This is a genomic window from Stenotrophomonas sp. SMYL20, from assembly GCF_036320045.1.
GTDB lineage: Bacteria > Pseudomonadota > Gammaproteobacteria > Xanthomonadales > Xanthomonadaceae > Stenotrophomonas > Stenotrophomonas maltophilia_A.
In genome coordinates this window covers 60,568-84,243 of the sequence record NZ_JAWIRT010000005.1, presented here as the reverse complement: position 1 = coordinate 84,243, position 23,676 = coordinate 60,568, and the positions used below count along the sequence as shown (strand labels likewise).

Annotated in this window: 20 protein-coding genes and 2 riboswitches; of the genes, 6 read left to right on the top strand and 14 right to left on the bottom strand. The window is 66.7% G+C overall.

All coding sequences use genetic code 11. The features are described from left to right. Window positions 1-45: 45 nt before the first annotated feature. The 3 genes from V3B48_RS05270 to V3B48_RS05260 all read right to left on the bottom strand — a co-directional run bounded on the left by V3B48_RS05270 (window position 46) and on the right by V3B48_RS05260 (window position 3,225). The gene (locus tag V3B48_RS05270; protein ID WP_110713888.1) at window positions 46-1,410 is read right to left on the bottom strand and encodes an MATE family efflux transporter; all 1,365 of its coding nucleotides are present in this window, start codon (window positions 1,408-1,410) and stop codon (window positions 46-48) included. Window positions 1,411-1,649: 239 nt separating this feature from the next. Next, window positions 1,650-2,228: a DUF3106 domain-containing protein gene (locus V3B48_RS05265; RefSeq protein WP_049423404.1), complete on the bottom strand. Its 579-nt coding sequence runs from the start codon at window positions 2,226-2,228 to the stop codon at window positions 1,650-1,652. Further along, a complete protein-coding gene (locus tag V3B48_RS05260; RefSeq protein ID WP_032129681.1) occupies window positions 2,221-3,225 on the bottom strand; it encodes a hypothetical protein in 1,005 nt (334 codons plus the stop codon). The genes V3B48_RS05265 and V3B48_RS05260 overlap by 8 nt, the downstream gene beginning before the upstream one ends. 412 nt (window positions 3,226-3,637) lie before the next feature. Between V3B48_RS05260 and V3B48_RS05255 the strand changes: the two genes are divergently transcribed. Continuing rightward, the gene (locus V3B48_RS05255; RefSeq protein WP_329893343.1) at window positions 3,638-5,815 is read left to right on the top strand and encodes a primosomal protein N'; all 2,178 of its coding nucleotides are present in this window, start codon (window positions 3,638-3,640) and stop codon (window positions 5,813-5,815) included. A gap of 194 nt (window positions 5,816-6,009) precedes the next feature. Here the strand turns inward: V3B48_RS05255 and V3B48_RS05250 are convergent, their stop codons facing one another. Both V3B48_RS05250 and V3B48_RS05245 read right to left on the bottom strand, forming a co-directional pair. Next, the gene (locus tag V3B48_RS05250; protein ID WP_032129683.1) at window positions 6,010-6,630 is read right to left on the bottom strand and encodes a glutathione S-transferase; all 621 of its coding nucleotides are present in this window, start codon (window positions 6,628-6,630) and stop codon (window positions 6,010-6,012) included. 144 nt (window positions 6,631-6,774) lie between these two features. Continuing rightward, window positions 6,775-7,554, bottom strand: coding sequence for an NYN domain-containing protein (locus V3B48_RS05245; RefSeq protein WP_010481148.1), 780 nt, complete (start codon window positions 7,552-7,554; stop codon window positions 6,775-6,777). 123 nt (window positions 7,555-7,677) lie between these two features. On the opposite strand from V3B48_RS05245, the gene V3B48_RS05240 reads away from it, so the two are divergent. Further along, a complete protein-coding gene (locus V3B48_RS05240) occupies window positions 7,678-8,958 on the top strand; it encodes an NAD(P)/FAD-dependent oxidoreductase (protein WP_329893342.1) in 1,281 nt (426 codons plus the stop codon). Window positions 8,959-9,175: 217 nt separating this feature from the next. On the opposite strand, the gene V3B48_RS05235 is transcribed toward V3B48_RS05240, so the two are convergent. Together V3B48_RS05235 and V3B48_RS05230 are read right to left on the bottom strand one after the other, a co-directional pair. Then, window positions 9,176-9,607: a nuclear transport factor 2 family protein gene (locus V3B48_RS05235; protein ID WP_329893341.1), complete on the bottom strand. Its 432-nt coding sequence runs from the start codon at window positions 9,605-9,607 to the stop codon at window positions 9,176-9,178. Between the two features lie 71 nt (window positions 9,608-9,678). Beyond that, complete coding sequence (locus V3B48_RS05230; protein WP_032129686.1) at window positions 9,679-9,954, bottom strand: GIY-YIG nuclease family protein; 276 nt, start codon at window positions 9,952-9,954, stop codon at window positions 9,679-9,681. Window positions 9,955-9,994: 40 nt separating this feature from the next. Then, a riboswitch (glycine riboswitch) is annotated at window positions 9,995-10,084 on the top strand. Between the two features lie 13 nt (window positions 10,085-10,097). After that, window positions 10,098-10,203, top strand: a riboswitch (glycine riboswitch). An 82-nt stretch (window positions 10,204-10,285) separates the two neighbouring features. Here V3B48_RS05230 and V3B48_RS05225 point away from each other — a divergent pair. From V3B48_RS05225 to V3B48_RS05210, 4 genes are all read left to right on the top strand, one after another. Further along, window positions 10,286-10,903 carry a trimeric intracellular cation channel family protein gene (locus V3B48_RS05225; RefSeq protein WP_005411215.1) on the top strand — a complete coding sequence of 206 codons (618 nt, stop codon included), beginning with the start codon at window positions 10,286-10,288 and terminating at the stop codon, window positions 10,901-10,903. A 285-nt stretch (window positions 10,904-11,188) separates the two neighbouring features. Continuing rightward, the gene (locus V3B48_RS05220) at window positions 11,189-12,355 is read left to right on the top strand and encodes an MdtA/MuxA family multidrug efflux RND transporter periplasmic adaptor subunit (RefSeq protein ID WP_012512239.1); all 1,167 of its coding nucleotides are present in this window, start codon (window positions 11,189-11,191) and stop codon (window positions 12,353-12,355) included. Next, entirely contained in the window at window positions 12,352-15,429 is a 3,078-nt protein-coding gene (locus V3B48_RS05215; protein WP_329893340.1) for a multidrug efflux RND transporter permease subunit, read from the top strand. The genes V3B48_RS05220 and V3B48_RS05215 overlap by 4 nt, the downstream gene beginning before the upstream one ends. Next, window positions 15,426-18,485, top strand: coding sequence for an efflux RND transporter permease subunit (locus V3B48_RS05210; RefSeq protein WP_329893339.1), 3,060 nt, complete (start codon window positions 15,426-15,428; stop codon window positions 18,483-18,485). The genes V3B48_RS05215 and V3B48_RS05210 overlap by 4 nt, the downstream gene beginning before the upstream one ends. 43 nt (window positions 18,486-18,528) lie before the next feature. On the opposite strand, the gene V3B48_RS05205 is transcribed toward V3B48_RS05210, so the two are convergent. The 7 genes from V3B48_RS05205 to V3B48_RS05175 form a co-directional block, all read right to left on the bottom strand. Next, window positions 18,529-18,840, bottom strand: a complete 312-nt coding sequence (locus tag V3B48_RS05205; protein ID WP_080356512.1) for a DUF5076 domain-containing protein — start codon at window positions 18,838-18,840, stop codon at window positions 18,529-18,531. Between the two features lie 388 nt (window positions 18,841-19,228). Next, window positions 19,229-20,302, bottom strand: coding sequence for a 3-deoxy-7-phosphoheptulonate synthase (locus tag V3B48_RS05200; protein ID WP_317217566.1), 1,074 nt, complete (start codon window positions 20,300-20,302; stop codon window positions 19,229-19,231). Window positions 20,303-20,577: 275 nt separating this feature from the next. Further along, the gene (locus tag V3B48_RS05195; RefSeq protein ID WP_329893338.1) at window positions 20,578-21,534 is read right to left on the bottom strand and encodes a hypothetical protein; all 957 of its coding nucleotides are present in this window, start codon (window positions 21,532-21,534) and stop codon (window positions 20,578-20,580) included. A 72-nt stretch (window positions 21,535-21,606) separates the two neighbouring features. Continuing rightward, on the bottom strand, window positions 21,607-21,864 hold the full coding sequence (locus tag V3B48_RS05190; protein WP_285302628.1) for a hypothetical protein: 258 nt from the start codon (window positions 21,862-21,864) through the stop codon (window positions 21,607-21,609). A gap of 112 nt (window positions 21,865-21,976) precedes the next feature. After that, complete coding sequence (locus tag V3B48_RS05185; protein WP_329893337.1) at window positions 21,977-22,315, bottom strand: DUF6616 family protein; 339 nt, start codon at window positions 22,313-22,315, stop codon at window positions 21,977-21,979. 73 nt (window positions 22,316-22,388) lie between these two features. Then, on the bottom strand, window positions 22,389-23,129 hold the full coding sequence (locus tag V3B48_RS05180; protein WP_329893336.1) for a DNA alkylation repair protein: 741 nt from the start codon (window positions 23,127-23,129) through the stop codon (window positions 22,389-22,391). After that, complete coding sequence (locus V3B48_RS05175) at window positions 23,126-23,626, bottom strand: MarR family transcriptional regulator (RefSeq protein WP_329893335.1); 501 nt, start codon at window positions 23,624-23,626, stop codon at window positions 23,126-23,128. The genes V3B48_RS05180 and V3B48_RS05175 overlap by 4 nt, the downstream gene beginning before the upstream one ends. Window positions 23,627-23,676 lie beyond the last annotated feature (50 nt).

Here is a 23,676-nt window from a genome sequence, read left to right as displayed (position 1 = left end):
GTCAGGGGATCGCCCGCCACGGGTCATCGCGGCGGGCGGGGCGGATCAGGACAGTGCCGACTGGCCGATGCGCAGGCTGCTGCGACGCAGGCGCCAGCCCATCAGGATGGCGGCGGCGGTCAGGCCGACGATCAGGCCGATCCACATGCCCTGCGGGCCCATGCCCAGGCCCAGGCCGAGCCCGGCGCCGAGCGGCATGCCCAGGCCCCAGTACGCGAACATGGCGATGAACATCGGCACGCGGGTGTCCTTCAGCCCGCGCAGCGCGCCGGCCGACAGCACCTGGATGCCATCCGGGAACTGGAAGGTGGCCGCGTACAGCAGCAGGGTGGAGGCCAGGCCGGCCACCGCCAGGTCGTTGGTGTAGACACCGACGATGGCGTCATGGCCGAACAGCAGCACCGCTGCCGACAACGTCTGCGTACCCATGATGATCGCGTAGCCGGCCCAGGCCGCGCGCCGCACGCCGAAGCCATCGCCACGGCCGACCGCATGCCCGACGCGCACGGTGGTGGCCTCGGCCACGCCCATCGGGATCATGAAGCACAGCTGGGCGACGTTGATCGCAATCTGGTGCGCGGCCGCTTCATTGGCACCAAGGCGGCCGATCAGCAGCGCGGTGACGATGAACAGGCCGCCCTCCATCAGCACGGTGATGCCGATCGGCAGGCCGGTGCGCAGCAGGTCCCAGATCGCCTTCCAGCGCGGTCCTTCGAAGTGCGAGAACAGCTGCAGGTGGGCGAAGCGCTTGGTGAACCACAGGTAGGTGGCGAAGGCGATCGCCTGCAGCCACATCATCACCGCCGAAGCGATGCCCAGGCCCTCGGCGCCCATTTCCGGGAAGCCGAGCTTGCCGTTGGCCAGCACGTAGCCCATCGGTGCCAGCACCAGCAGGCCACCGAAGCCGAGCAGCATGGTCGGCAGCGTCCAGTGCATGCCCTCGCTGAGATAGCGCATGCAGAAGTACAGGGTCAGCGCAGGTCCGCCCCAGCGCACCGCATGCAGGAACGCGGTGGCCCCCGGCACGATGTCCGGCGCGATGCCGAACGCAGGCAGCAGCGGCGGCACCACGGTGAGGAAGGTGAACATGATCAGGCCCAGGCCCAGCGCCAGCCACAGTGCCTGGCGGAACAGCGGGCCGATCTCGCGCTCGCGGCCGGCGCCATGCAGCTGCGACACCGAGGCGGTGAGCGAGATCAGGGTGCCGATCGGGATCAGCATCGGCAGCCACAGCAGGGCGGTGCCGATGGTCACCGCGGCCAGGGTCGCCGTGGCGTGGTGGCCGGCAATGACGTTGTCGACGAAGGAGATCAGACCGGTGGACACATGCCCGAGCACAAGCGGCAGGGCGAGCAGACCGGTAGCGCCGACTTCCTTGCTGAAGCGCGGCGTGGAGGTTGCAGTAGACATAAGGTGCTTGACGCGAACTACGGTTGCGCGCGAAGGGCACAGGCACCGGGTTGCGGGCCGCCATCTTACGCGTGCAGCGCGCGCATTCCCATGACATGGCGTGAATGCTGGGTTCCGGCAGGCCCCGGCATCACGCGTTGCGATCGCGTTACGAACAGAAAAAGGGGACGGAGGGGATTAAGTCGTTTCAAGCCCGACTGTGCCGAATACGACTTAATCCCCTCCGTCCCCTTTTCTTTCTACTGCCCGGCCTGGCGCTTGAGCCAGGTATCGCGCTCGGCCGGCGGCACCGCGAGGAACGCGCCGCGGACCTTGTCGCGCTCCTGCGGTGGCGTGCGCTGTGCCACCAGGGTCAGTTGGGCCAGCTGCGCCGGGCTGAGCTGGCGCAGCACGGCCAGCGCGGCCTCGCGCTGTTCCGGCGGCACGAAGCCGAACAGGCCGTGCAGCTTGGGGAACTCCAGGCCCAGCTGCGGGCCCAGCCGCCAGCCTTCGCGGAAGGCCTGGTCCTGCGCCTGGAACTGCTGGCGCAGGCGCTGCTGCTGGTCGGCCGGCAACGCATTGAATCGCGCAGCGGCCTGACGGATCCGCTCACGCTCGCCCTCCGGCAATGCCCGCCATGCGGCGTAGTCGGCGCGGCGCTGGCGCTGCTGCTGGGCATCGAGCTGGGCGAACGCAGCGGGCGTCGTACCTGTGGTGGCCGGGGCCGCCGGTGAACTGCCCGGCACTGGCGGCGGCAGCGGCACGTTCAAGGTCTGCGGCGCGGCGGACAGCGACAACGGCAGGGCCAGCAGCAGGCTGGCGAATACGGTCTTATTCATCGGCAGCAGCGGTTTCCAGCGTGGCGCTGGCCGGCTCCGGCCGGCTCGGCTTGGATTGCGACTCGTCCACCGGCAGCGGGCCGCCCGCGGCGGTCCACGCATACAGATCGGCATCGGCCACCAGCGGATAGTCGCGGTCGGCCAGCATCGTGGCGTCGTCCGTCGCCTGCGCAGGGGTCGCGTCCGGCGTGGCATTGACCTTGCTCGGCGGCAGTGCTTCCACCGTGACGGGACCCGCCTCACCAACCACGCCTTCCGGCAGCGGTGCGTCGCTGCCGAACGAATGTCCCTGCCAATGGCGCCAGCCCAGCGCGGCGGCCAGCAGTACCACCACGGTTATCAGCAGGATCAACGGACCGCGCCAGCGCGGCTTGGCATTGGCGCGGCGGCGCTTGCCAGTGGCTGCAGCCCGCTCGTCGCGCTGCGGGGTGCGCCAGCTGGAGGTCGGCGCTTCACTGCTGTTCGTCGGTGCGGCCGGCTGTTGCAGCTGCTGCAGGCGTTTGACGGGCAGATCGCGGATGCGCAGCTGCACCTGTTCGGCCAGCTGGCGCCAGGCCGAGGCGTCGGGCTGGCCGTGCGCGTCACGCGGGCAGGCATCGGCCAGCAGCTGCTGGTAGCCGGCTTCGTCCTGGTCGAGCACGCGCGTGGCGATACCTTCATCCAGGCTGCCGCCCACCCGCAGCAACAGCGCCAGGCGCGGCAACGGTCCCATCTGGCCCAAGGCGGCAAGCGGCGGCTCCCACTGGCCGCCCACCGGCTCACGCAGCGCCTGGCGCTGGCCCAGCAGGGTCCAGAAGCGGGTTGGCCACTGCGCCATCGGCAGGTCACTGGCGACCGCCGCAAACGCGCGCATCACCGCCACCAGGGTCTGTTCGGCCCGGGCAGCATCGCCGCACTGCAGTTCAGCCACCACCAGGGCGCGGCGTTCAACACCTCGCAGGAACGCCGACAGCGCACCGGCCGCGGTCGAGGAAACAGGGGCGGGCACAGCCGTCATCGATCACTCCAAAGGTCTGCCCGCATGATAGCGGCAGGCCATCGGCGCCCGTAGGACTTGCGCCCACAGGCACTTCGTGCTGCAGGTTGTGCACAGCACCACGCTGCCTGCGCAGGAAACTGTGGCATCCAGCTGAATTCACTCTGTTTCAGCATTGTTTCACACTTAAGTAATTGATTTTGATGGATTTTAAAGTATGGCGATTTTTTGACCAACCGGAGTGTGAGGCCGTCGCCATCGGCCTCCTGCGCGCCCGCCGACCGGTAACGCACAGCGTTATCCACAGAACATGTGGATAAGACTGAATCTCCAATGGACACCGATATTTAGGTGACATTTATGATTCAACGGGCGCCGTCCCGCCGCCGCCCACCCCGCCATTCGCGCGCGCATGGCCCGGTACACTGGCCCGATGCTTTCACCGATTCCGACCCTGCAGGTCGCCCTGCCCGTCCCCCTGCCCCGCCTGTTCGACTACCTGTCGCCGGAGGGCGTGGCCCCCACGGTTGCGGTCGGCTGCCGCCTGAAGGTGCCGTTCGGCAACCGTGAGCTGGTCGGTGTGGTGGTGGGACACGGCCAGACCGACGACGGCCAGGGACTCCGCCAGGCGTTGGCCTGGTGCGACCCGCAGCCGCTGCTGCAGGGTGAGCTGTGGCAGAGCCTGCAGTGGCTGGCGCGCTACACCCACGCGCCGTTGGGCGAAGTACTCAGCACCGCCCTGCCCGGCCCGCTGCGCCACGGCGAGGCCCTGCCCGACACCCATCACTGGGGCTGGCAACTGACACCCGAAGGCCATGCCCAGCGCGGGAAGCTGCGCGCCGGTAGCCGCCCGCGGCAGTTGGCCGAACTGCTGGCCGAGGCCGTGGTGGATGAAGACGTACTGGGCGAACGCATGGAGGACTGGCGCACCGCCGCACGCAGTCTGGCCAAGCGTGCACTGGCCGAGCGCGTGGCGATGACGGTGGCACCGCAGCATGCGCAGCCGCTGCCCGGGCCCACGCTCAACCCGGACCAGGCCGCGGCCGTGACTGCGATCAACGCCGCCGACGGCTTCCAGCCTTTCCTGCTGGATGGCGTGACCGGCAGCGGCAAGACCGAGGTCTACCTGCAGGCGATCATCCATTGCCTGGCACAGGGCAGGCAGGCGCTGGTGCTGGTGCCGGAAATCGGCCTGACTCCGCAGACCCTGGCACGCTTCCGCGGCCGCCTCGGCATCGCGGTGCATGCGCTGCATTCGGGCTTGAACGATAACGAGCGCGCTCGCGTCTGGGCAGCCGCCTCACGTGGTGAAGCACGGGTCATTGTCGGCACCCGCTCGGCAGTGTTCACGCCGCTGCCGCAGGCCGGTCTGCTGATCATCGACGAGGAACATGACGGCAGCTACAAGCAGCAGGACGGCATCCGCTACCACGCGCGCGATTTCGCCCTGGTGCGCGCCAAGGCGCTCGGCATTCCCGTGCTGCTCGGCAGTGCCACGCCCTCGCTGGAAACACTGCACAACGCCTATGCCGGGCGCTACACCCACCTGCGCCTGAAGCAGCGTGCCGGCGATGCACGACCACCGCGCGTGCGCATCCTTGATGTGCGCAAACGGCCATTGCACGATGGCCTCTCGGCCGATGTTCTGGCCGGCATCGGCGAGCACCTGCAGCGTGGCCAGCAGGTGCTGGTGTTCAAGAACCGCCGTGGCTACGCACCGGTGCTGCTGTGCCACGACTGCGGATGGACCGCGCCGTGCCAGCGCTGCGATGCGCCGATGACCGTGCATGGTGGCGGCCGTCGCCTGCAATGCCACCACTGCGGTGCGCGGCAACCGGCGCCGCTGGCATGCCCGGCCTGCGGCAGCCTGGCGCTGCAGCCACAGGGCATCGGTACCGAACGCCTGGAAGAGCACCTCACCGCCGCCTACGCCGATTTTCCGGTGGTGCGCATCGACCGCGGCACCACCTCGCGACGCGACGCGCTGGAACAGCAACTGGCGAGGCTGGGCGACCAACCCGGCATCTTGGTCGGCACGCAGATCCTGGCCAAGGGCCACGACCTGCCGAAGCTGACACTGGTGGTGGTGGTGGGCATCGACGAAGGTTTGTTCTCCGCGGACTTCCGCGCCAGTGAAAAACTGGCACAGCAGCTGATCCAGGTCGCTGGCCGCGCCGGCCGTGCACGCGATCCCGGCGAGGTCTGGCTGCAGACCCATCACCCCGGGCATCCGCTGCTGGAAACCTTGGTGAGCGGTGGCTACCACCCGTTCGCGCAGGCCGAGTTGAACCAGCGCCAGGCCGCCGGATTCCCGCCGTTCGCGCATCTGGCACTGATGCGCGCCGAGGCACAGCAGGTCGAGCATGCCAATGCGTTCCTGCTGGCGGCGCGGCAGTTGCTGGGCGAACAGAACGTGGTCGAGGCCTATGGGCCGATGCCGGCGCCGATGCCGCGGCGTGCCGGTTACCAGCGCACGCAGCTGTTGCTGTCCGCGCTTCAGCGGCCACCGCTGCATGGCGTGCTGGCCCAGCTGGTGCCGCAGCTGTATGCGCTGCCGGAGGCACGCAAGGTGCGCTGGTCGCTGGATGTGGATCCGACGGATCTGTATTGAGGGCGCTGCCCAATGCTGCGTAGAGTCGAGCTTGCTCGACTGCCGTGCGCCAGAAACAGTCGAGCAAGCTCGACTCTACCGTCGGTCCGTATGGACCCGGCGGATCTGTATTGAGGCAGACGAACGCTAGCGCCGGGCCATGCCCGGCGGTCCTCCGCATACCACGCTCGCCGGGCATGGCCCGGCGCTACCCCTCAGGTCAGCGGCGACATCACGCCGCGCTGGTAGGCCGGGCGTTCGCGCAGGCGGGCGTACCAGTCGGCCAGGTGCGGCAGTTCCGGGCGCTGGATGGGCAGTTCGAACCAGGCATAGATCAGCGAGCCCAGCGGGATGTCACCCATCGCGAACGTCTCGCCCGACAGCCACGGCTGTCTGGCCAACGTGGCATCGGCCATCGCCAGGTAGTCACCGGCACGCACGATGGCGGCATTGATGCGCGCTTCGTCGCGGTCAGCCGGGGCGGTGCGCATGATGCCCCAGATCAGGTCGGTGTACAGCGGCGCCATGCGCGAGGTGCTCCAGTCCATCCACTTCTCGGCCTGGGCGCGTTCCATCGGGTCTTCGGCGTACAGCGTGCCCAGCGCGTAGCGCGCACTCAGATAGCGCACGATGGCATTCGATTCCCACAGCGGCAGGCCATGGTCTTCGATCACCGGCACCAGGCTGTTGGGATTCATCGCCAGGTACTCCGGCGTCTGCGTGCCGCCATGGCTGCCACCAACCTCGATGGATTCGTACGGCAGGCCGATCTCCTCGGCGCACCACAGCACCTTGCGGACGTTGCTGGAATTGCGGCGGCCCCAGATCTTCAACATGCGGGTTTTTCCTTGCTGGCAATGCGAGCGGCAACGATACGCCTGATCGGAGTGGAGATGTGCGTGCCGGATGCGGGATCTGGCATCTGGGGCTTGCCGGCCAGCGGCCGGCACTACCGGTTCTTTTCCGGCCAGCGGCCGGCACTACCGGTTTTTCTTCGGCAGCGCGCGCACGTAGGAGGACTTGCCGTCCTTCTTCAGCTCGAACAGCCCGATCGCTGCCAGCAGGTCACTGAGCTTGCCGTAACCGTAGTTGCGCGGATCGAACGAGGCCTGGTTGCCGATCTGGCTGCCGACCGGGCCGAGATGCGACCAGCCATCCTCGCCCTCGGCCGAGGACACCGCACGGCGCAGCATCTTCACCAGCCGCGTATCGCTGCGCATTTCCGCACCGCTCTTGCGTGGCCGGGCATCGTCGTTGGCAACAGGCTCGTTCGATGCCTGTTCGCTGGACGCCTGTTCGGTATCCGGCACGCTGGCATGGGTCTGGCCCAGCGCTTCCAGATAGGTGAACTTCGAGCACGCGTTGACGAACGGCTCCGGGGTTTTCTTCTCGCCGAAGCCATACACCTTCACGCCATCGGTCAGCAGGCGCATCACCATCGGGGTGAAATCGGCATCGCTGGACACGATGGCGAAGCCATCGAGATTGCGCGCGTACAGCAGGTCCATGGCATCGATCACCATCGCCATGTCCGAGGCATTCTTGCCCTTGCTGTAGGCGAACTGCTGGATCGGGCGGATCGCATATTCGTGCAGCACGGCCTCCCAACCCTTCAACCGCGGGCTCTTCCAGTTGCCATAGGCGCGGCGCACGTTGGCCACGCCGTAGCGGGCGACTTCGGCCAGGACCTCGTCGATCTTCGAGGCCGGCGCGTTGTCGGCGTCGATCAACAGGGCGATGCGCTTTTCCGGTTCGCTCATGGGCTCCTCACGGGCGGTTGCCTGAACCCGAGTATCGCCGATCCATGCGGGCGCTGACGTGACAGGGCGCCATCGTGCGAAGATGCCAGGCGCTTCCCCCAATGCCCCCACTGGAGTGAGTCGATGAGTCGCGAGCGCGTTCCCCACCTGGTTGTTGTCGGCGGCGGTTTTGCCGGTCTCTGGGCCACCCGTGCCCTGGCCCGCGAGCGCATACGCATCACCCTGGTCGACCGCCGCAACCACCATCTGTTCCAGCCACTGCTGTACCAGGTGGCCACCGCCGGCCTGTCCGCGCCGGACATCGCCGCGCCGCTGCGCCACATCCTCGGCCACCAGCGCAATGTGGAAGTCCGCCTGGGCGAAGTGGTGACCATCGACAAGCAGGCCCGGCAGATCCGCATGGCCGATGGCAGCACGCTGGACTACGACAGCCTGCTGCTGGCTACCGGCGCCACCCACGCCTACTTCGGCAACGACCAATGGGCCGATGATGCGCCCGGGCTGAAGACGCTGGACGATGCCATCGCACTGCGCCGCAAGCTGCTGCTGGCGTTCGAGCGCGCCGAGGCCGAGCCGGACCCGGCGAAGAAAGCGGCGTGGTTGAGCTTTGCCGTGGTCGGCGGCGGCCCCACCGGTGTTGAACTGGCCGGTACCTTGGCCGAAATCGCGCGGCATACGCTGCGCAACGAGTTCCGCCATATCGATCCGGCCAGCGCCAAGGTGCGGCTGGTCGAAGCCGGCCCACGCGTGTTGTCTTCGTTCCCGGAAGTGCTTTCGCTGAAGGCGCGCCGTCAGCTGGAAAAGCTGGGCGTGGAAGTGCTGACCGGCACCCCGGTGAGCGACATCGACAGCCAGGGCTTCAAGCTCGGTGATCAGTTCGTGCCGGCCCGCACTGTGGTGTGGGCCGCCGGTGTGGCCGCTTCACCGCTGGCGCGCACCCTGGATGTGCCGCTGGATCGCGCCGGCCGCGTGCAGGTGCAGCCGGACCTGACCCTGCCCGACCACCCCGAGCTGTTCGTGGCCGGCGATCTGGCCGCACTGAATCAAGCCAATGGCAAGCCGGTGCCTGGCGTCGCGCCCGCCGCCAAGCAGATGGGCAAGTACGTGGCCGAGGTGATCCGCGCGCGTCTGCATGGCAAGGCAGCACCGGGGCCGTTCAAGTACGCCGACTTCGGCAACCTGGCCACCATCGGCCGCATGGCCGCGATCGTGCACCTGGGCCGGCTGCAGCTTTCCGGCGTGCTGGCCTGGTGGTTCTGGCTGGCCGCGCACGTGTTCTTCCTGATCGGCTTCCGCAACCGCATCGTGGTGCTGCTGAACTGGGCCGTGGCGTACTGGAGCTACCAGCGCAGCGCGCGCATCATCTTCGGTGATGATCAGGAAGACCGGCGACCAGGGCGCTAGGGCCGAAGACGGACACGGGTTCTCTGCCTGGGAGTAGATCCACGCCATGCGTGGATGAATGTCTGTGCAGGCCGCATGGAGCTCAGCCACGCATGGCGTGGCTCTACTGCCTCATCAGGCCGCCGGGCACTCGCCGTTTCGACCAAACCCGGCAGAGGTCTTCCTTTCTCGCAGTGCCGGCAATTGAAAGCCAAGCTCTACCTGCGGCGCCCATCGCTCACTGCGCCTTTGGTTTCGGGTACCACAGCGCGTTGACGATGACCCAGCGCTGGTCGAAGCGCCCCATGTGGAAGTAGTCGACGAACCACGGGGTTTCCAGTCGCACCGAGGCGGCGTTACCGGTCACGTCCAGCACCGTGCAGCGGCGGTCCCATTGATCCTTCGGGGTCTTCAACGCGCCCTGCTTCGTCAGCGCCACCAGTTCTTCCTTCGACATGCGGCGCAGGCCCAGGCGTTCGTCGGGCGTATCGCCGAGGACCGCGCGCTTGGCCAGGTCCGGGTGCAGGGAGCGGGCGACGCGCTGCGGGTCGGCTTCCAGCTGGCCGTCGACGTAATCGTGGCAGGTGGCTTCAATGGCCTCGAGGGTGGCCGGATCGGCAGTGGGGCTCGTTGCTGCGGAGAGAGCGAACAGCAGGGCAATCGCGGACATCCGGGTCTCCAGCTCTGGGCGCGGGGTGATCATGGCATGGGCCAAGTGGCCCATCCACGCATGGCGTGGATCTACAGAAGCGTCTCGGCCGGTTCCTGCAGCCAGGCCAGCTTGCGTTCGCGCGGCTGCTGCTTGAGCTGCCACTCGGCGCGCGAGGCGGCGGCCCGGTCCGGGTACTCGCGCACGGCCAGCACGCGCAGCGGCGGCCGGGCCCGGGTGTAGCGTGCGCCCTTGCCGGCCTGGTGGGCAGCAAAACGCGCGTCCACGTCGGTGCTGATGCCGGCGTAATAGCTGCCATCGCGGCATTCGAGCAGGTACAGGAACCACGGGCGGAGGGACGGGGCCATGCCCGGATTATGCCGTGCTGCACTGCAGCGGATATACTGGCGCCCGAATGCAGGAGAGAGGCGCCGCGCTGGCGCCCGCCGAAGGCGCAGGCTCCCATGATCGCTCAGGCCGGTGGGCTGGAATCCCACCAACCATGCATTCGACTCGCCGAGCTGGAGAGAGGTCGCCGGGCATGCTCGGCACGATCCGCCGAAGGGGCACGCGGCCCATGCCGCTGAACTCTCAGGCAAAAGGACAGCGGGAGCGGCACCGGCCATCGTCATCCCGTCATTGCGCAGGCAGTGGCGATAGTGGCGCATGGCCGGCCCCACCGCGCCCGGAGCCTGCCTCATGCTGCTGTCCATCATCTACCTGATCGCCATTTCCGCCGAAGCCATGACCGGCGCGCTGTCCGCCGGCCGCCGCCGCATGGACCTGTTCGGTGTGGTCATGATCGCCTGCGTTACCGCCCTCGGCGGCGGATCACTGCGCGACATCCTGCTCGGTCACTATCCGCTCGGCTGGGTGAAGCATCCCGAGTACCTGGGCTTCACCGTGTGTGCGGCGCTGATCGCCACCTGGGTCGCACGCTGGATGCACCACTTCCGCCGCACCTTCCTGGTGCTCGATGGCCTGGGCCTGATCGCCTTCACCCTGATCGGCTGCTCGATCGCGCGCGAGGCCGGCCATGCCATGCCGATCGTGCTGATCGCCGGCATGCTGACCGGCGCGTTCGGCGGCGTGCTGCGCGACATTCTCTGCAACGAGGTGCCGCTGATCTTCCAGAAGGAGCTGTACGCGATCATCGCGCTGCTGACCGGCGCGGCCTACCTGTTGCTGCTGCACTGGGGCGTGGCCGACGCCACCGCGATCCTGTGCTGCCTCGGCGGCGGCTTCGCGCTGCGCCTGCTGGCGATCCACTACCGCTGGGAAATGCCGAAGTTCGTCTATCACGACGAAGTGCATTGATTGTTTGTCGGTAGTGTCGGCCGCTGGCCGGCAACACGGCACACGCCCGCAGATTCCGGCAGGTTGCCGGCCAGCGGCCGGCACTACCGAATGCGTTGCATGACCATGGTCATACGGCATTGGCCGGGGTGATTGGCTACCATTGTCACCCCGTCGCTGCCGCGACGGCATCCAGCCACGCCGCGCCCGCGGCCCCGCCAGACAACTCCCTCCCCGCTGCCCGTGGTGCCGTGAACGCGCCGACGGGCCCGCATGTCCCTGCGCGCGCAGGGCGCAGGATGCCCCATGTCTGTCGCCGAAAATTCCCGCTTCCGTCGTGCCCGCCTGTTGTGGGCGGTGCTGGCCATCGCCCTCGTCGCCGTTCTGGCGTGGTGGCTGTGGCCCCGGAACGGCGCCGGCAGCAGCGACGATGCGCCGGGCAAGACGGTGCCGGTACGCGTGGCACGCGCCAGCGCCGAGCCGCTGGTGCTGCGCCTGAAGGCGGTCGGTACGGTCACCCCGCTGCACAGCGTGGTGGTACGCAGCCGCGTGGATGGCGAACTGCTACGGCTGCATTTCCAGGAAGGCCAGCAGGTGAAGGCCGGCGATCTGCTGGCGCAGATCGACCCGCGCCCGTATGAAGTGAAGCTGGCACAGGCGCAGGGTACCCAGCAGCAGAATCTGGCCGAGCTGGAAAACGCCGAGCGCCAGCTGCAGCGCTACCGCGAACTGCAGAAGCAGAACTACGTGTCCGGGCAGGAACTGAGCGACCAGCAGAGCAAGGTGCGCCAGCTGCAGGGCCGCCGCCTCAGCGATCAGGCGTCCGTTGATGAAGCGCGCCTGCAGCTGCAGTACACCCGCATCACCGCGCCGGTCAGTGGCCGCGTCGGGCTGCGCCGGTTGGACGTGGGCAACCTGGTGCGCGCCAGCGATGCCGAAGGCCTGGTGACGCTGGCGCAGACCGCGCCGATCAGCGTGCTGTTCACCGTGCCCGAACCCGAGCTGCCTGCGCTGCTCGATGCCGTGCAGGCGCAACCGGCACTGGCGGTGGAAACCTGGGACCGCGAAGAACGCCGGCAGCTGGCCCGCGGCTCGCTGTCCAGCGTCGACAACCGCATCGATACCACCACCGGCACGTTGAAACTGCGTGCGCACTTCGACAACCACGATCTGGCGCTGTTCCCCAACCAGTTCGTCAACGTCCGCCTGCAGCTGGGCGAGCAGCCCGCGCTGCTGATTCCCGATGCTGCCGTGCAGTTCGGCAGCCAGGGCAACTACGTGCATATCGTCGACAAGGACAGCAAGGCACAACGCCGCACCGTGGTGCTCGGTCCAGCCGATGATGGACGCGTGGCCGTGCGCTCCGGGCTGGCCGCAGGGGACAAGGTGGTGATCGAAGGCATCGACGGGCTGGAAGACGGCACGGCGGTGGAGATCATCACCGAGGAGGCCGCGACCAAGGCCGGCGCATGAACCTCTCGCGCCCGTTCATCCTGCGCCCGGTCGCAACGACTCTCCTGATGGTGGCGCTGCTGCTGTCCGGCGTGCTGGCCTATCGCCTGCTGCCGGTGGCGGCGCTGCCGCAGGTCGATTACCCGATCATCCAGATCACCACGCTGTATCCGGGGGCCAGCCCCGAACTGACCACACGCACCATCACCGCACCGCTGGAGCGCCAACTCGGCCAGATTCCCGGCCTGAAACAACTGTCGTCGACCAGTTCCGGTGGCGCCTCGGTCATTACCCTGCAGTTCGGGCTGGAGGTGTCGCTGGGTGTGGCCGAGCAGGACGTGCAGGCCGCCATCAACGCGGCGGGCAGCTTCCTGCCCGGGGACCTGCCTGTGCCGCCGGTGTACCGCAAGGTCAACCCCGCCGACACCCCCATCCTGACCTTGGCGGTTACCTCGCAAGGCCTGTCGCTGCCGCAGGTGCACGATCTGGTGGATACGCGCATCGCCCAGCGCCTGGCGCAGTTGCCCGGCGTCGGCCTGGTCAGCCTGGCCGGTGGCCAGCGCCCGGCGGTGCGCATCCAGGTCAATCCAGCGGCGCTGGCCGCCAACAACCTGGGCATGGACCACATCCGCACCGCCATCGCCGCCGCCAACGTCAACCTGCCCAAGGGCAGTTTCGACGGCCCGATCCGCGCGGTGATGCTCGATGCCAACGATCAGATGCGCAGCGTGGATGAGTACCGCGCCCTGGTACTGGCCTGGCGCGACGGCGCGCCGCTGCGGCTGGGCGATGTAGCCACCATTACCGATGGCGCCGAGAACCGCCAGTTGGCTGCGTGGAGCGGTACCACGCCGGCAGTGCTGGTGAACATCCAGCGCCAGCCCGGCGCCAACGTGATCGCCGTGGTCGAGCAGGTGCGTACGCTGCTGCCGCAGCTGCAGGCCACGCTGCCCGCCGGTGTGCAGATGAATGTACTGAGCGACCGTACCGAATCGATCCGCGCGTCGGTGCGCGGCGTGCAGAAGGAACTGGTACTGGCCATCGGCCTTGTGGTGCTGGTCACCTGGGTGTTCCTGCGCAATCTGCCGGCCACGCTCATTCCCAGCGTCGCGGTACCGCTGTCGCTCATCGGCACCTTCGCGGTGATGCTGCTGGCCGGCTATTCGCTCAACAACCTCACCCTGATGGCGCTGACCATCGCCACCGGCTTCGTGGTGGACGATGCCATCGTGATGCTGGAGAACATCGCCCGCCATCTGGAGGAAGGCGAAAGCCCCCGCGATGCAGCGCTGAAAGGCGCAGCCGAGATCGGCTTCACCCTGGTGTCGCTGACTGTTTCGCTGATCGCGGTGCTGATCCCGCTGCTGTTCATGGCCGACCTGGTGGGTGCACTGTTCCATGAGTTCGCAGTGACACTGGCGGTAGCCATCGGCATTTCGCTGGTGGTCTCGCTGACGCTGACGCCGATGCTGTGCGCGCGGTTCCTGAAGCCGCACGCGAAGACTGCACATGCGCCCGATGTCTTCGACCGCGTCATCGGCCTCTACGACCGGCAGCTGCGCTGGGTGCTGCAGCGCCAGCCGCTGATGTTGCTGGCCACCGTTGCCACCCTCGCACTGACCGTGGCGCTGTACTTCGCCGTGCCCAAGGGTTTCTTCCCGGTGCAGGATTCCGGCCTGGTGCAGGGCATCAGCGAAGCGCCACAGGCGATCTCGTTCCAGGCCATGCGCGAGCGCCAGCAGGCGCTGGCCACAGCCATCGAAGCAGACCCAGCGGTGGCCAGTGTGTCCTCCTACATCGGCGTGGACGGCAACAACGCCACGCTCAACACCGGCCGCCTGCTGATCGAACTGAGGCCGCATGGCGACCGCGATGGCGCTGCGGTGGTGATGGCGCGGCTGCAGCAGCGCGTATCGAAGATTCCGGGCATCACCCTGTACCTGCAACCGGTGCAGGAGCTGGGCATCGAGGACCGCATCAGCCGCAACCAGTACCAGTTCACCCTGACCACGCCGGATCTGGAAACGCTGGAACGCTGGACACCGAAGCTGCTGCAGGCCCTGCGCCAGTCGCCTGCACTGCGTGATGTCGCCAGCGATCTGCAGATGCAGGGTCGGCAGGCGCGCGTAGCAATAGACCGCGATGCGGCGGCGCGCCTGGGCGTAAGCGTGGAAGCAGTAGCCGATGCGCTGTACGACGCCTATGGGCAGCGCCAGATTTCGACCATCTTCACCCAGGCCAGCCAGTACCGGGTGGTGCTGGAGGCCGATCCTTCACGACAGCCCGGGCCGGAGGCGATCACGGGCCTGCGTGTGCGCAGCAGCAGTGGGCAGACCGTGCCGCTGGGTGCGGTGGCGCGGGTAGAGGTGGGTCCGTCCGCACTGCTACGCAATCACGTGGGCCAGTTCCCGGCGGCCACGCTGTCGTTCAACCTTGCCCCGGGTGCTTCGCTGGGCGAAGCGGTGGAGGCTGTGCACGCCGCGCGCGCACAGGTGAACCTGCCGCAGAGCATCGAACTTCGCCTGCAGGGTGCCGCAGCGGCCTTCAGCAGCTCGCTGTCGTCCACACTGTGGCTGATCCTGGCCGCGGTGGTGGTGATGTACATCGTGCTGGGCGTGCTCTACGAGAGCTTCATCCACCCCATCACCATCCTCTCCACCCTGCCCTCGGCCACCGTCGGTGCGTTGGCGGCACTGTGGGTAAGCGGACGCAGCCTGGACCTGATCGCGGTGATCGGCATCGTGCTGCTGATCGGCCTGGTGAAGAAGAACGCGATCATGATGATCGACTTCGCGCTGGACGCGCAGCGCACACGCGGCATGTCACCGCGCGAGGCGATCCATCAGGCCGCGCTGCTGCGCTTCCGGCCGATCCTGATGACCACGCTGGCCGCGCTGTTCGGCGCAGTGCCGCTGATGCTGGCCAGCGGTTCCGGCGCCGAGCTGCGGCAGCCACTGGGCTGGGTGATGGTGGGGGGGCTGCTGGTCAGCCAGGTACTGACCCTGTTCACCACGCCGGTGATCTACCTGGCCTTTGATCGCCTGCAGCGTGGCCGTGCGACGTCCCCGGTGGCCGTTGACGAGGCGAGCGCGTGACCCCCATCGCGCGCCTGGCGCAGGCCTGCGTGCAGCGCCCGGTAGCGACGATCCTGCTGGCGGTGGCGCTGGTGCTGGCCGGCCTGCTGGCATTGCGCCTGTTGCCGGTGGCGCCGCTGCCACAGGTCGATTACCCGGCCATTGAAGTCAGTGCCAGCCTGCCCGGCGCCTCGCCCGAGTCGATGGCAGCCACCGTCGCCACGCCGCTGGAGCGCGCACTGGGCAGCCTGCCCGGCATCTCACGCATCGACTCGGCCAGCACCCAGGGCCAGACCCAGATCGAACTGAAGTTCGTACTCGGCCGCGACATCGATGAGGCAGCGCGTGAAGTGCAGGCCGCCATCAATCTTGCACGCGGGCAGTTGCCCAGTGGCATGCCCGGCATGCCGCAGTACCGCAAGGTCAATCCCTCACAGGCACCGATCCTGGCGCTGGCACTGACCTCGGACACGCGTTCGCCAGGCCAGCTGTATGACCTGGCCTCCACCGTGCTGGCGCAGAAGCTGTCGCAGGTGCCGGGCGTGGGCGAAGTGCAGGTGGGCGGCAGCGCCTTGCCCGCCGTGCGTGTATCGCTGGACCCGAATGCACTGAACCATGCAGGCCTGGCACTGGAGGACGTGGCCCAGGCCATCGGCCGCGCCAACGCCATGCGCCCGCTGGGTGCCGTGGGCGATGACCGCCAGCAGTGGCAGCTGGAAGCGCCGCTGCAGCTGCGCCAGGCCGCGCAGTACCGCGAACTGGCATTGAAGGTCAGCGACGACCGCACGCTGCGGCTGGGCGATGTCGCCGCCGTTGCCGATGGCGTGGAAGACCGTTACGCCAGCGGCTTCCACAACGAACGCCCCGCCGTGCTGCTGATCGTCAGCCGCCAACCCGGCGCCAACATCATCGCCACCGTTGATGCCATCCAGGCGCAGCTACCGCAACTGCATGCGCTGTTGCCCTCCAGCGTGGACATGCGGCTGGTGATGGACCGCTCGCCGGTGATCCGCGCCACCCTGCACGAAGCAGAGCTCACGCTGGTGCTGGCGATCGTGCTGGTGGTGCTGGTGGTGCTCGGCTTCCTCGGCCACTGGCGTGCAGCGTTGGTGCCCAGCGTGGCGATTCCGGTGGTGCTGTTCGGCACGCTGGCGCTGATCGCGCTGATGGGCTTCTCACTCAATACGCTTTCATTGATGGCGCTGATCGTCGCCGCCGTGCTGGTGGTGGACGATGCCATCGTGGTGCTGGAGAACATCGCCCGCCATCGCGAACTGGGCGCCGACCGCTGGCAGGCGGCAGTACGGGGTGCATCGGAAGTCGGTGCCACGCTGCTGTCGATGAACGTTGCACTGGCCGTGGTGTTCGTCTCCATCCTGTTCCTGGACGACTTCGTCGAACGCCTGTTCCGCGAATTCTCGTTGACCCTGGTGGCGGCCATGACGGTCTCCGTGCTGGTCGCGCTGAGCCTGGTGCCGATGCTGTGTGCACGATTGTTCGTGGATGCCGCGCAGCAACCCTCGCGTTGGCAGCGCGGCAGCAATGCACTGTTCGAGCGCGTGCGCGGCGCCTACCTGCGCACGCTACAGGCCAGCCTGCGCCGGCTGCGCTGGCCATTGCTGGCGTTCGTGGCCGTGATCGCCCTCAACGCCTGGTTGTTCCAACAGGTGCCCAAGGGCATCGTGCCCAAGCAGGACACCGCGCAGCTGCGTGGCTTCGCGCGCGGCGATGACGGCCTGTCCTTCCAGGCCATGCAACCGAAGATCGATGCGTACAGGAAGCTGTTGCTGTCCGATCCGGCCATCGAGGACATCATCGGCTACATCGGTGGCAGCAACGGGGTCAACAACGCCTTCATCATGATCAAGATGAAGCCGCTGGCCGAGCGCAAGGTGTCCAGCCAACAGGTGATCGACCGCCTGCGCGCGCGGCTGCCCAAGCTGCCCGGCGGCAATCTCTATCTGTGGGTGGACCAGGACATCCGCCTGGAGGGCGCCGGCAGCAGCGGCAAGTACGAGTTCCAGCTGCTTTCAGCCGATACAGCGCCCCTGCGCGAATGGGCACCGAAGGTGGCTGCCGCCCTGCGTGGCCTGCCCGAACTGGTGGACGTGGAAGCACAGGGTGAAGCGGGCATGCGCCAGGTCGTGCTGGATATCGACCGCGAAGCAGCCGCGCGCCACGGCGTGGACCTGCGCACCGTCGCCAACATGCTCAACAACTCCTTCAGCCAGCGCCAGGTCGCCACGCTGTACGACAGCCTCAACCAGTACCGCGTGGTGATGGAGCTGGACCCGAAGCACACCCAGGACCCGGGCACGCTGTCACGCCTGCAGGTGATCGATGGCAACGGCCAGCGCATTCCGCTGTCGAGCATCGCCAGCTGGCGCTATGGCATGGCACCGGACCGGGTGTACCACAGCGAGCAGTTCGCCTCGATCTGGATCGAGTTCGCACTGGCACCGGGCGTAGGATTGGAACAGGCCACACAGGCGATCGATGGTGCGATGTCGAAACTGATGCTGCCGCGTTCGGTCCAGGGAAAACTCTCCGGTGAAGCCGGCGGGCTGGATCAGCTGCGCGCGCGCCAGCTATGGCTGGTGCTGGGCGCCACACTGGCGGTCTACCTGGTGCTGGGCATCCTCTACGAGAGCTTCCTGCAGCCGCTGGTGATCCTGTCCACCCTGCCCTCGGCCGGTGTCGGTGCGCTGCTGGCGCTGTGGCTGTTCGGCAACGAACTGAACCTGATCGCCCTGCTCGGCCTGTTCCTGCTGGTGGGCGTGGTGATGAAGAACACCATCCTGCTGGTGGATTTCGCACTGGCCGGCGAGCGGCGCGGGCTGAGCGCGCAGGATTCAGTGATGGAAGCCGCGCGGTTGCGCCTGCGGCCGATCCTGATGACCTCGCTGGCGGCGCTGCTCGGCACGCTGCCGCTGATGCTGGCCAACGGCGAAGGCTGGGAGCTGCGGCAACCGCTGGGCATTGCGATTGTCGGCGGCTTGCTGGTCAGCCAGTGGCTGACGCTGTACACGACCCCGGCGATGTATCTGGCCTTGGCGAGGATTCGGGCGAAGCGGTGAATGTGGGGCGGGGAATTCATCCACGCGTGGCGTGGATCTACCGTCAATGCCGCACGACGAACCCGCCGGACCGGCCGCTGGATGGCGCCTGCAGCTCCTCGTTGAAGGCTGCCTTGATGGCCTCGACCACCACGTCACGGTCCATGCCCTCACTGGTCACCAGCGCGTCGGCGACGTGCTGGGCAACGTCGGCAAGAATTCGCCCCCAGGCACGTTCTTCGCGGATGTCGGGGCGATCCTCGTACAGCCCCACTTTCAATGATGCATGCAGCCCGCGCTCAGCGATCCACACGCGAATCATCTCGACCGAAGATTCGTCGCGTTGGGCAGCTTCAGGGATGATCAGTTCTTTCATGGCGGCAGCCGCAAGGAGAAGTGATCGCATTGTGGCCCACATCCATGCATGGCGTGGATCTACTGCGGACCTTGAGTAGAGTCCAAGGCGGATCATCGCACTGTGCGGACTGGACCACTTGGCGTGCCGGGTGCGACCCGACGGGCCCGCGACAAATGTGGCCTCCAGCGGGTCGTAGCCGTCATTGCCGGGGACGGCGAATCGTCCACGCATGGCGTGGATCTACTGCCACCCCGGCGATGTACCTGGCGCTGTCGCTCATGCGCAGCGCCAGGCGCATCGCCGGTGCAGATGGGCCGGTCTCCAACTCCGACCGGCCCTGATCGCGGCCGCACCCCCGCAGGCGCTGGCCGCCATCCACACACGTGCCGCACTCAGGCGGCTTCCATCAAGCGGCTTCGGACACCTTCACGTCGCGACGGGCGCGCACGGCCGCAGCCAGTCGCTCCAGCACCGTCACGGTGGTGTCCCAGTCGATGCAGCCATCGGTGATGCTCTGCCCATAGACCAGCGGCTGGCCTTCCACCAGTTCCTGGCGGCCACCGACCAGATGGCTCTCGATCATCACGCCAACGATGCGCTGTTCGCCGTCTTCCAGCTGAACGGCGATGTCCTCGATCACCTTCGGCTGGTTCTCCGGGTTCTTCAGGCTGTTGGCATGGCTGGCGTCGATCATCAGACGCGTCGGTAACTTGGCCTTGGCCAGCACCTGGCAGGCCTCGGCAACACTGCCTGCGTCGTAGTTCGGCTGCTTGCCGCCGCGCAGGATCACATGGCAATCCGGGTTGCCGGTGGTCGACACGATGGCGGTACCGCCCTGCTTGGTGACCGACAGGAAGTGATGCGGATTGGACGCGGCACCCACCGCGTCAGCGGCGATCTTCACGTTGCCATCGGTGCCGTTCTTGAAGCCGACCGGGCACGACAGCCCCGACGCCAGCTCGCGATGCACCTGGCTTTCGGTGGTGCGTGCGCCGATGGCGCCCCATGCCACCAGGTCAGCGATGTACTGCGGCGAGATCACGTCGAGGAATTCGACACCGGCCGGCAGGCCGAGCTTGTTGATGTCGCGCAGCAGGCCGCGGGCGATGCGCAGGCCCTTGTCGATCTTGAAGCTGCCGTCCAGGTCCGGGTCGTTGATCAGGCCCTTCCAACCCACCGTGGTGCGCGGCTTCTCGAAGTACACGCGCATGACGATCTCCAGCTCACCGGCCAGCGCGTCGCGCAGCGGCTTCAGGCGCTGGGCGTATTCAATGGCAGCGTTCGGGTCGTGGATCGAGCACGGGCCCACCACCACCGCCAGGCGGTCGTCACGGCCGTGCAGGATCTGGTGCAGGGCCGCGCGCGAGGCGCTGACGGTGTCGGAAGCTTCATCGTCACAAGGCAGCATCGCCAGCAGCTGGGCAGGCGGTGTCAGCGGTTCGATGGTGCGGATACGCAGGTCGTCGGTGTGCGGGGGCATTGCAGGAGATCTCCGGAACGTTGGGGGTCCCCAGCGTGGCGGCATGAAAAAAGCCGCCAGGTTCGCTGGCGGCTTTCGGGAATGCGTCTGAAGCTTTCTTCAGGGTGAGCGCAGTCCTTCCTCCGCCAGTGGCTTCGGAAAGTAATACCAGTAAAAGCGGGTGGCGGCTGCGTTCATGGGATCTATTGATAGCACAGCTTTTGCGCAGTGCAAAATGTTTCATCCGCAACTGGGGACGCGGTTCAGGCACAGGGGACAGCCACACGTACAGTCGTTCAGCCCTCACCCTTCACTGGACTGCCTCCCGCCAAGATGCGCTCGTCATAGCCGTCCGGGTACCAGTACTGATACGGCCGCCCCTCATCGTCCTCTCCGTGATGCTGCTTGATCAGTCGAGGATCCACCCAGAGAGGCAAACGATCTCGATCCGAGCGGAGTGCAAAGTTAGGGCAGCGTACCTCACCATCTACTTCGATCTCATTTTGCACCGTCGCCAGGTAGCTCGCTTCGAAGTTCCCCGCAACATGCACGTACTGGCCTGTCTCAAGAAGGGTATCAACCTGCACGTTGCCCCCAACAAAGAGGCCGCCATCATTGAGTGAAGATGCGTATATGTGCTTGCAGGTCAAATTGTCACGGACGAAAACCCAACCACCACAGATGAAATTTTCAGTGGTCACGCTTCCAAGTACGACTACACACCTGAGCTCGTCCAGATCATTGAGATGCAACGTACCTCCCACGTTCAGATCGCCTTCAATAATCAGGCAATCGGTGTCCCAATCCGAACGCACATCCTCATCAAATGTGAAGCCGTCCATCGTACTGAATGCCAACGGTGGTTCCGGCACTGGATCTGTTGTGGATGCGAGTATCCGGTCTCGGATGCGCCGCAATGCTATTGCACCTTCCGAGTCCCCAGCTGTCTCGACGATCTCCTCAAGCATCCGTGCTGTTGTTCTATCTTCAGCCGGATCTGGCTCGAAGTTTGTTTCAATGGTCTCAATGGCCATTAGCGCAATACGACTTCCATCGCGCTCGAGAATAGCCCGGGCGTCGACGACCGAAATGGCGTTCGAATTCAGCAGGCGAATCCTGCTGTCTGGAAACATTTGCATGGTGTGAATCGCTAAAGATTGACTTGACATGATCGGCTGTCGAGAGTCTGCCCATCCATGCAATGAATCCGAAAAAGCGTGCGCATCTCCCCCGCGATCCATGCTGCGACGCATCAGGACCGTTGCTGCACGGCCTAGTTGGCTTGGTCTGCCCCGCCCCCAAGCGGCTCAACGTCATAGAGCCCTCTACCTGCGATGCACTTCCACATCCAGCAGCAGGCCCTCATGGATGTCGGCCCAGCGCTCCAGCACGCGGTCCAGCTCCTGCCTGGCTTCGTCCAGCTGCTCGGGGTTGAGCAGGGAACGCGCGGTGTAGAGGTCGGAAACCAACCGCCGCAGGGCCGATTCCGGGATGGCCACCGACGGCCCCTCCAGGCCCGGCAACTGCAACGCCGGGCTGTCGCCAAGAGGGCCGAACAGCGTGACCTGGAGCGTGCTCTGCATGATCGACTTCCCTGCGGATGGACATGGGCAATGCACTGTTTACCGTGTCTGGGTGACAGGCGCATGTGCCTCCCATGCCGAGGCCCGGGATCTGCCGGCGTCTGCCGCCCCGCTACAGGGCGGCCAGGTCGGCCAGGTGCTGGGCCATGCTGTCCATCGCGCCTGCCGCATGGGTGGTGGTGAAGTACGCATGCCAGCCGGTCGCGGCGATGCCGGCCACCAGCGCATCGACCTCCTCGCGGCTTGCACAGCGCCAGACCGCATAGAACTGCTCATCGCTGCCGTGCGGTACGTCCGTGGCAATGCGGCCCATCGCCAGCGGCGTGATGCGGGCTGGATCGAACTGCTGCATGCCGGCGCCAATACGGGCGAAGAAGGCATTCCGCTGCTCGGGCGGGAGTGCGGTCCAGGCAGGTGTGGCGGTGTAGAGCTCGATGAAGGTGTGCGACATGGTGGTTCTTCCTTGAGGTTTACGAGGTTTACGAGGTTTACGAGGTTGCGGGGTTGCCGGCCAGCGGCCGGCACTACCGGAACGAGCGCAGTGCGCGTTTGTGGATGTAGGCGTTGGCGTCGCTGTGGCGCTCGTGCTGCCAACGCGTGCACAGCTCGCGCAGCCACTGCGGCTGAGTCTTGCCGGCGTCATTGAGCCAGTTGCCGACCGAATCCTGCACATAGCGTTCCGGGTCGTCAGCCAGTGCTTCCAACATGGGTAACGCAAGGTCCGGATGCTGCTTGAACAGTGCGATATGCGTGGCCCAGACACCGCGTGGGCGAAGCGCTTCACAGGCGAAGCGACGCAGGTACGGCGATGTTTCCTGTGTCCAGGGTTGCAGGTACTCAAGCGCCTGCATCGGCGCGGCAACGATGTCCATGCGTAGCGCCAGCCACGCCCATTCGCGCACACCGAAGTGTGGGTCATCGGCCAGCGTGCGCATCTGCTGCAGCTTCTCTGCCAACGTTGCGCGGGCATCGCTGCCGACCAGATAGCAGGCCCAGCCACGCACGGTATCGGAGCTGTGATCCTGCCAGAACTCAGGCGCGCCCTGCCCCGCCTCACGCAGCAGTTGCGCGGCCAGGGCCATGCGCAGCGTGATGCCCTTGCCTGAGGCATCCCGCATGCGTTGCAGCGCTTCCGGTGCAAGCTCAGGCGCCACCACCTGCAGCAACGCGGCGAAATCCACTGCCAGGCATTCGGCCAGATGGGTGGTGGCAACGCGACCGGTGTTGAGTTCATGCAGGCGTTGCGCCGCAATCGCCGGGCTCATGCTGCAGACTCTCGTCCAGCATCGGTGTGCTGCCAGACCTTGTGCAGCAACCGCGACAGCTGCTGCTGTTCATCGGTATCCAGACCATTGAACAGGCCACCGATCCACTGTGTGTGCTGGTCGAACAGCGTCTCGGCCAAGCGTTTTCCCCGTGCGGTCAATACGATCTGCAGGCGACGGCCATCCTCAGCATCGCTGCGACGCTGCAGCAGTTCTTCGCGCTGCAGGCCATCGAGCAGGCCGCTGATGGTGGCGCGGGTGACGCCTGCGCGTTCGGCCAGCTCGTGGGGCGGTAGCGTGCCACCGGCCCCATGCAGCAGGAACAGCACGATGAAGCGACCCTCACTGAGCCCGTGTGGCGCCAGCCGGGTGGCGCAATCGTGGTCGATGGACGACGACAACGAGAGCAGCTGGAAGCACAGGCGCAGCTGCGCGACGTTGGCGTGGCCGCGTCGCTTCGCCTCATCCATCAGGGCATGGTGCTTGGCTTCGATCATCATCCATACCGATATGATTAGGCGCCTAATCATAAATCGAAAGAGCGGTG

Bases quoted from the DNA above. Each gene is read 5' to 3' on its own strand.
- V3B48_RS05255 (WP_329893343.1), top strand. From the start codon at position 3,638: ATGCTTTCACCGATTCCGACCCTGCAGGTCGCCCTGCCCGTCCCCCTG.
- V3B48_RS05185 (WP_329893337.1), bottom strand. From the start codon at position 22,315: ATGTCGCACACCTTCATCGAGCTCTACACCGCCACACCTGCCTGGACC.
- V3B48_RS05240 (WP_329893342.1), top strand. From the start codon at position 7,678: ATGAGTCGCGAGCGCGTTCCCCACCTGGTTGTTGTCGGCGGCGGTTTT.
- V3B48_RS05250 (WP_032129683.1), bottom strand. From the start codon at position 6,630: ATGTTGAAGATCTGGGGCCGCCGCAATTCCAGCAACGTCCGCAAGGTG.
- V3B48_RS05175 (WP_329893335.1), bottom strand. From the start codon at position 23,626: ATGATCGAAGCCAAGCACCATGCCCTGATGGATGAGGCGAAGCGACGC.
- V3B48_RS05235 (WP_329893341.1), bottom strand. From the start codon at position 9,607: ATGTCCGCGATTGCCCTGCTGTTCGCTCTCTCCGCAGCAACGAGCCCC.
- V3B48_RS05200 (WP_317217566.1), bottom strand. From the start codon at position 20,302: ATGCCCCCGCACACCGACGACCTGCGTATCCGCACCATCGAACCGCTG.
- V3B48_RS05205 (WP_080356512.1), bottom strand. From the start codon at position 18,840: ATGAAAGAACTGATCATCCCTGAAGCTGCCCAACGCGACGAATCTTCG.
- V3B48_RS05190 (WP_285302628.1), bottom strand. From the start codon at position 21,864: ATGCAGAGCACGCTCCAGGTCACGCTGTTCGGCCCTCTTGGCGACAGC.
- V3B48_RS05230 (WP_032129686.1), bottom strand. From the start codon at position 9,954: ATGGCCCCGTCCCTCCGCCCGTGGTTCCTGTACCTGCTCGAATGCCGC.
- V3B48_RS05215 (WP_329893340.1), top strand. From the start codon at position 12,352: ATGAACCTCTCGCGCCCGTTCATCCTGCGCCCGGTCGCAACGACTCTC.
- V3B48_RS05265 (WP_049423404.1), bottom strand. From the start codon at position 2,228: ATGAATAAGACCGTATTCGCCAGCCTGCTGCTGGCCCTGCCGTTGTCG.
- V3B48_RS05260 (WP_032129681.1), bottom strand. From the start codon at position 3,225: ATGACGGCTGTGCCCGCCCCTGTTTCCTCGACCGCGGCCGGTGCGCTG.
- V3B48_RS05220 (WP_012512239.1), top strand. From the start codon at position 11,189: ATGTCTGTCGCCGAAAATTCCCGCTTCCGTCGTGCCCGCCTGTTGTGG.
- V3B48_RS05180 (WP_329893336.1), bottom strand. From the start codon at position 23,129: ATGAGCCCGGCGATTGCGGCGCAACGCCTGCATGAACTCAACACCGGT.
- V3B48_RS05270 (WP_110713888.1), bottom strand. From the start codon at position 1,410: ATGTCTACTGCAACCTCCACGCCGCGCTTCAGCAAGGAAGTCGGCGCT.
- V3B48_RS05245 (WP_010481148.1), bottom strand. From the start codon at position 7,554: ATGAGCGAACCGGAAAAGCGCATCGCCCTGTTGATCGACGCCGACAAC.
- V3B48_RS05225 (WP_005411215.1), top strand. From the start codon at position 10,286: ATGCTGCTGTCCATCATCTACCTGATCGCCATTTCCGCCGAAGCCATG.
- V3B48_RS05195 (WP_329893338.1), bottom strand. From the start codon at position 21,534: ATGCGTCGCAGCATGGATCGCGGGGGAGATGCGCACGCTTTTTCGGAT.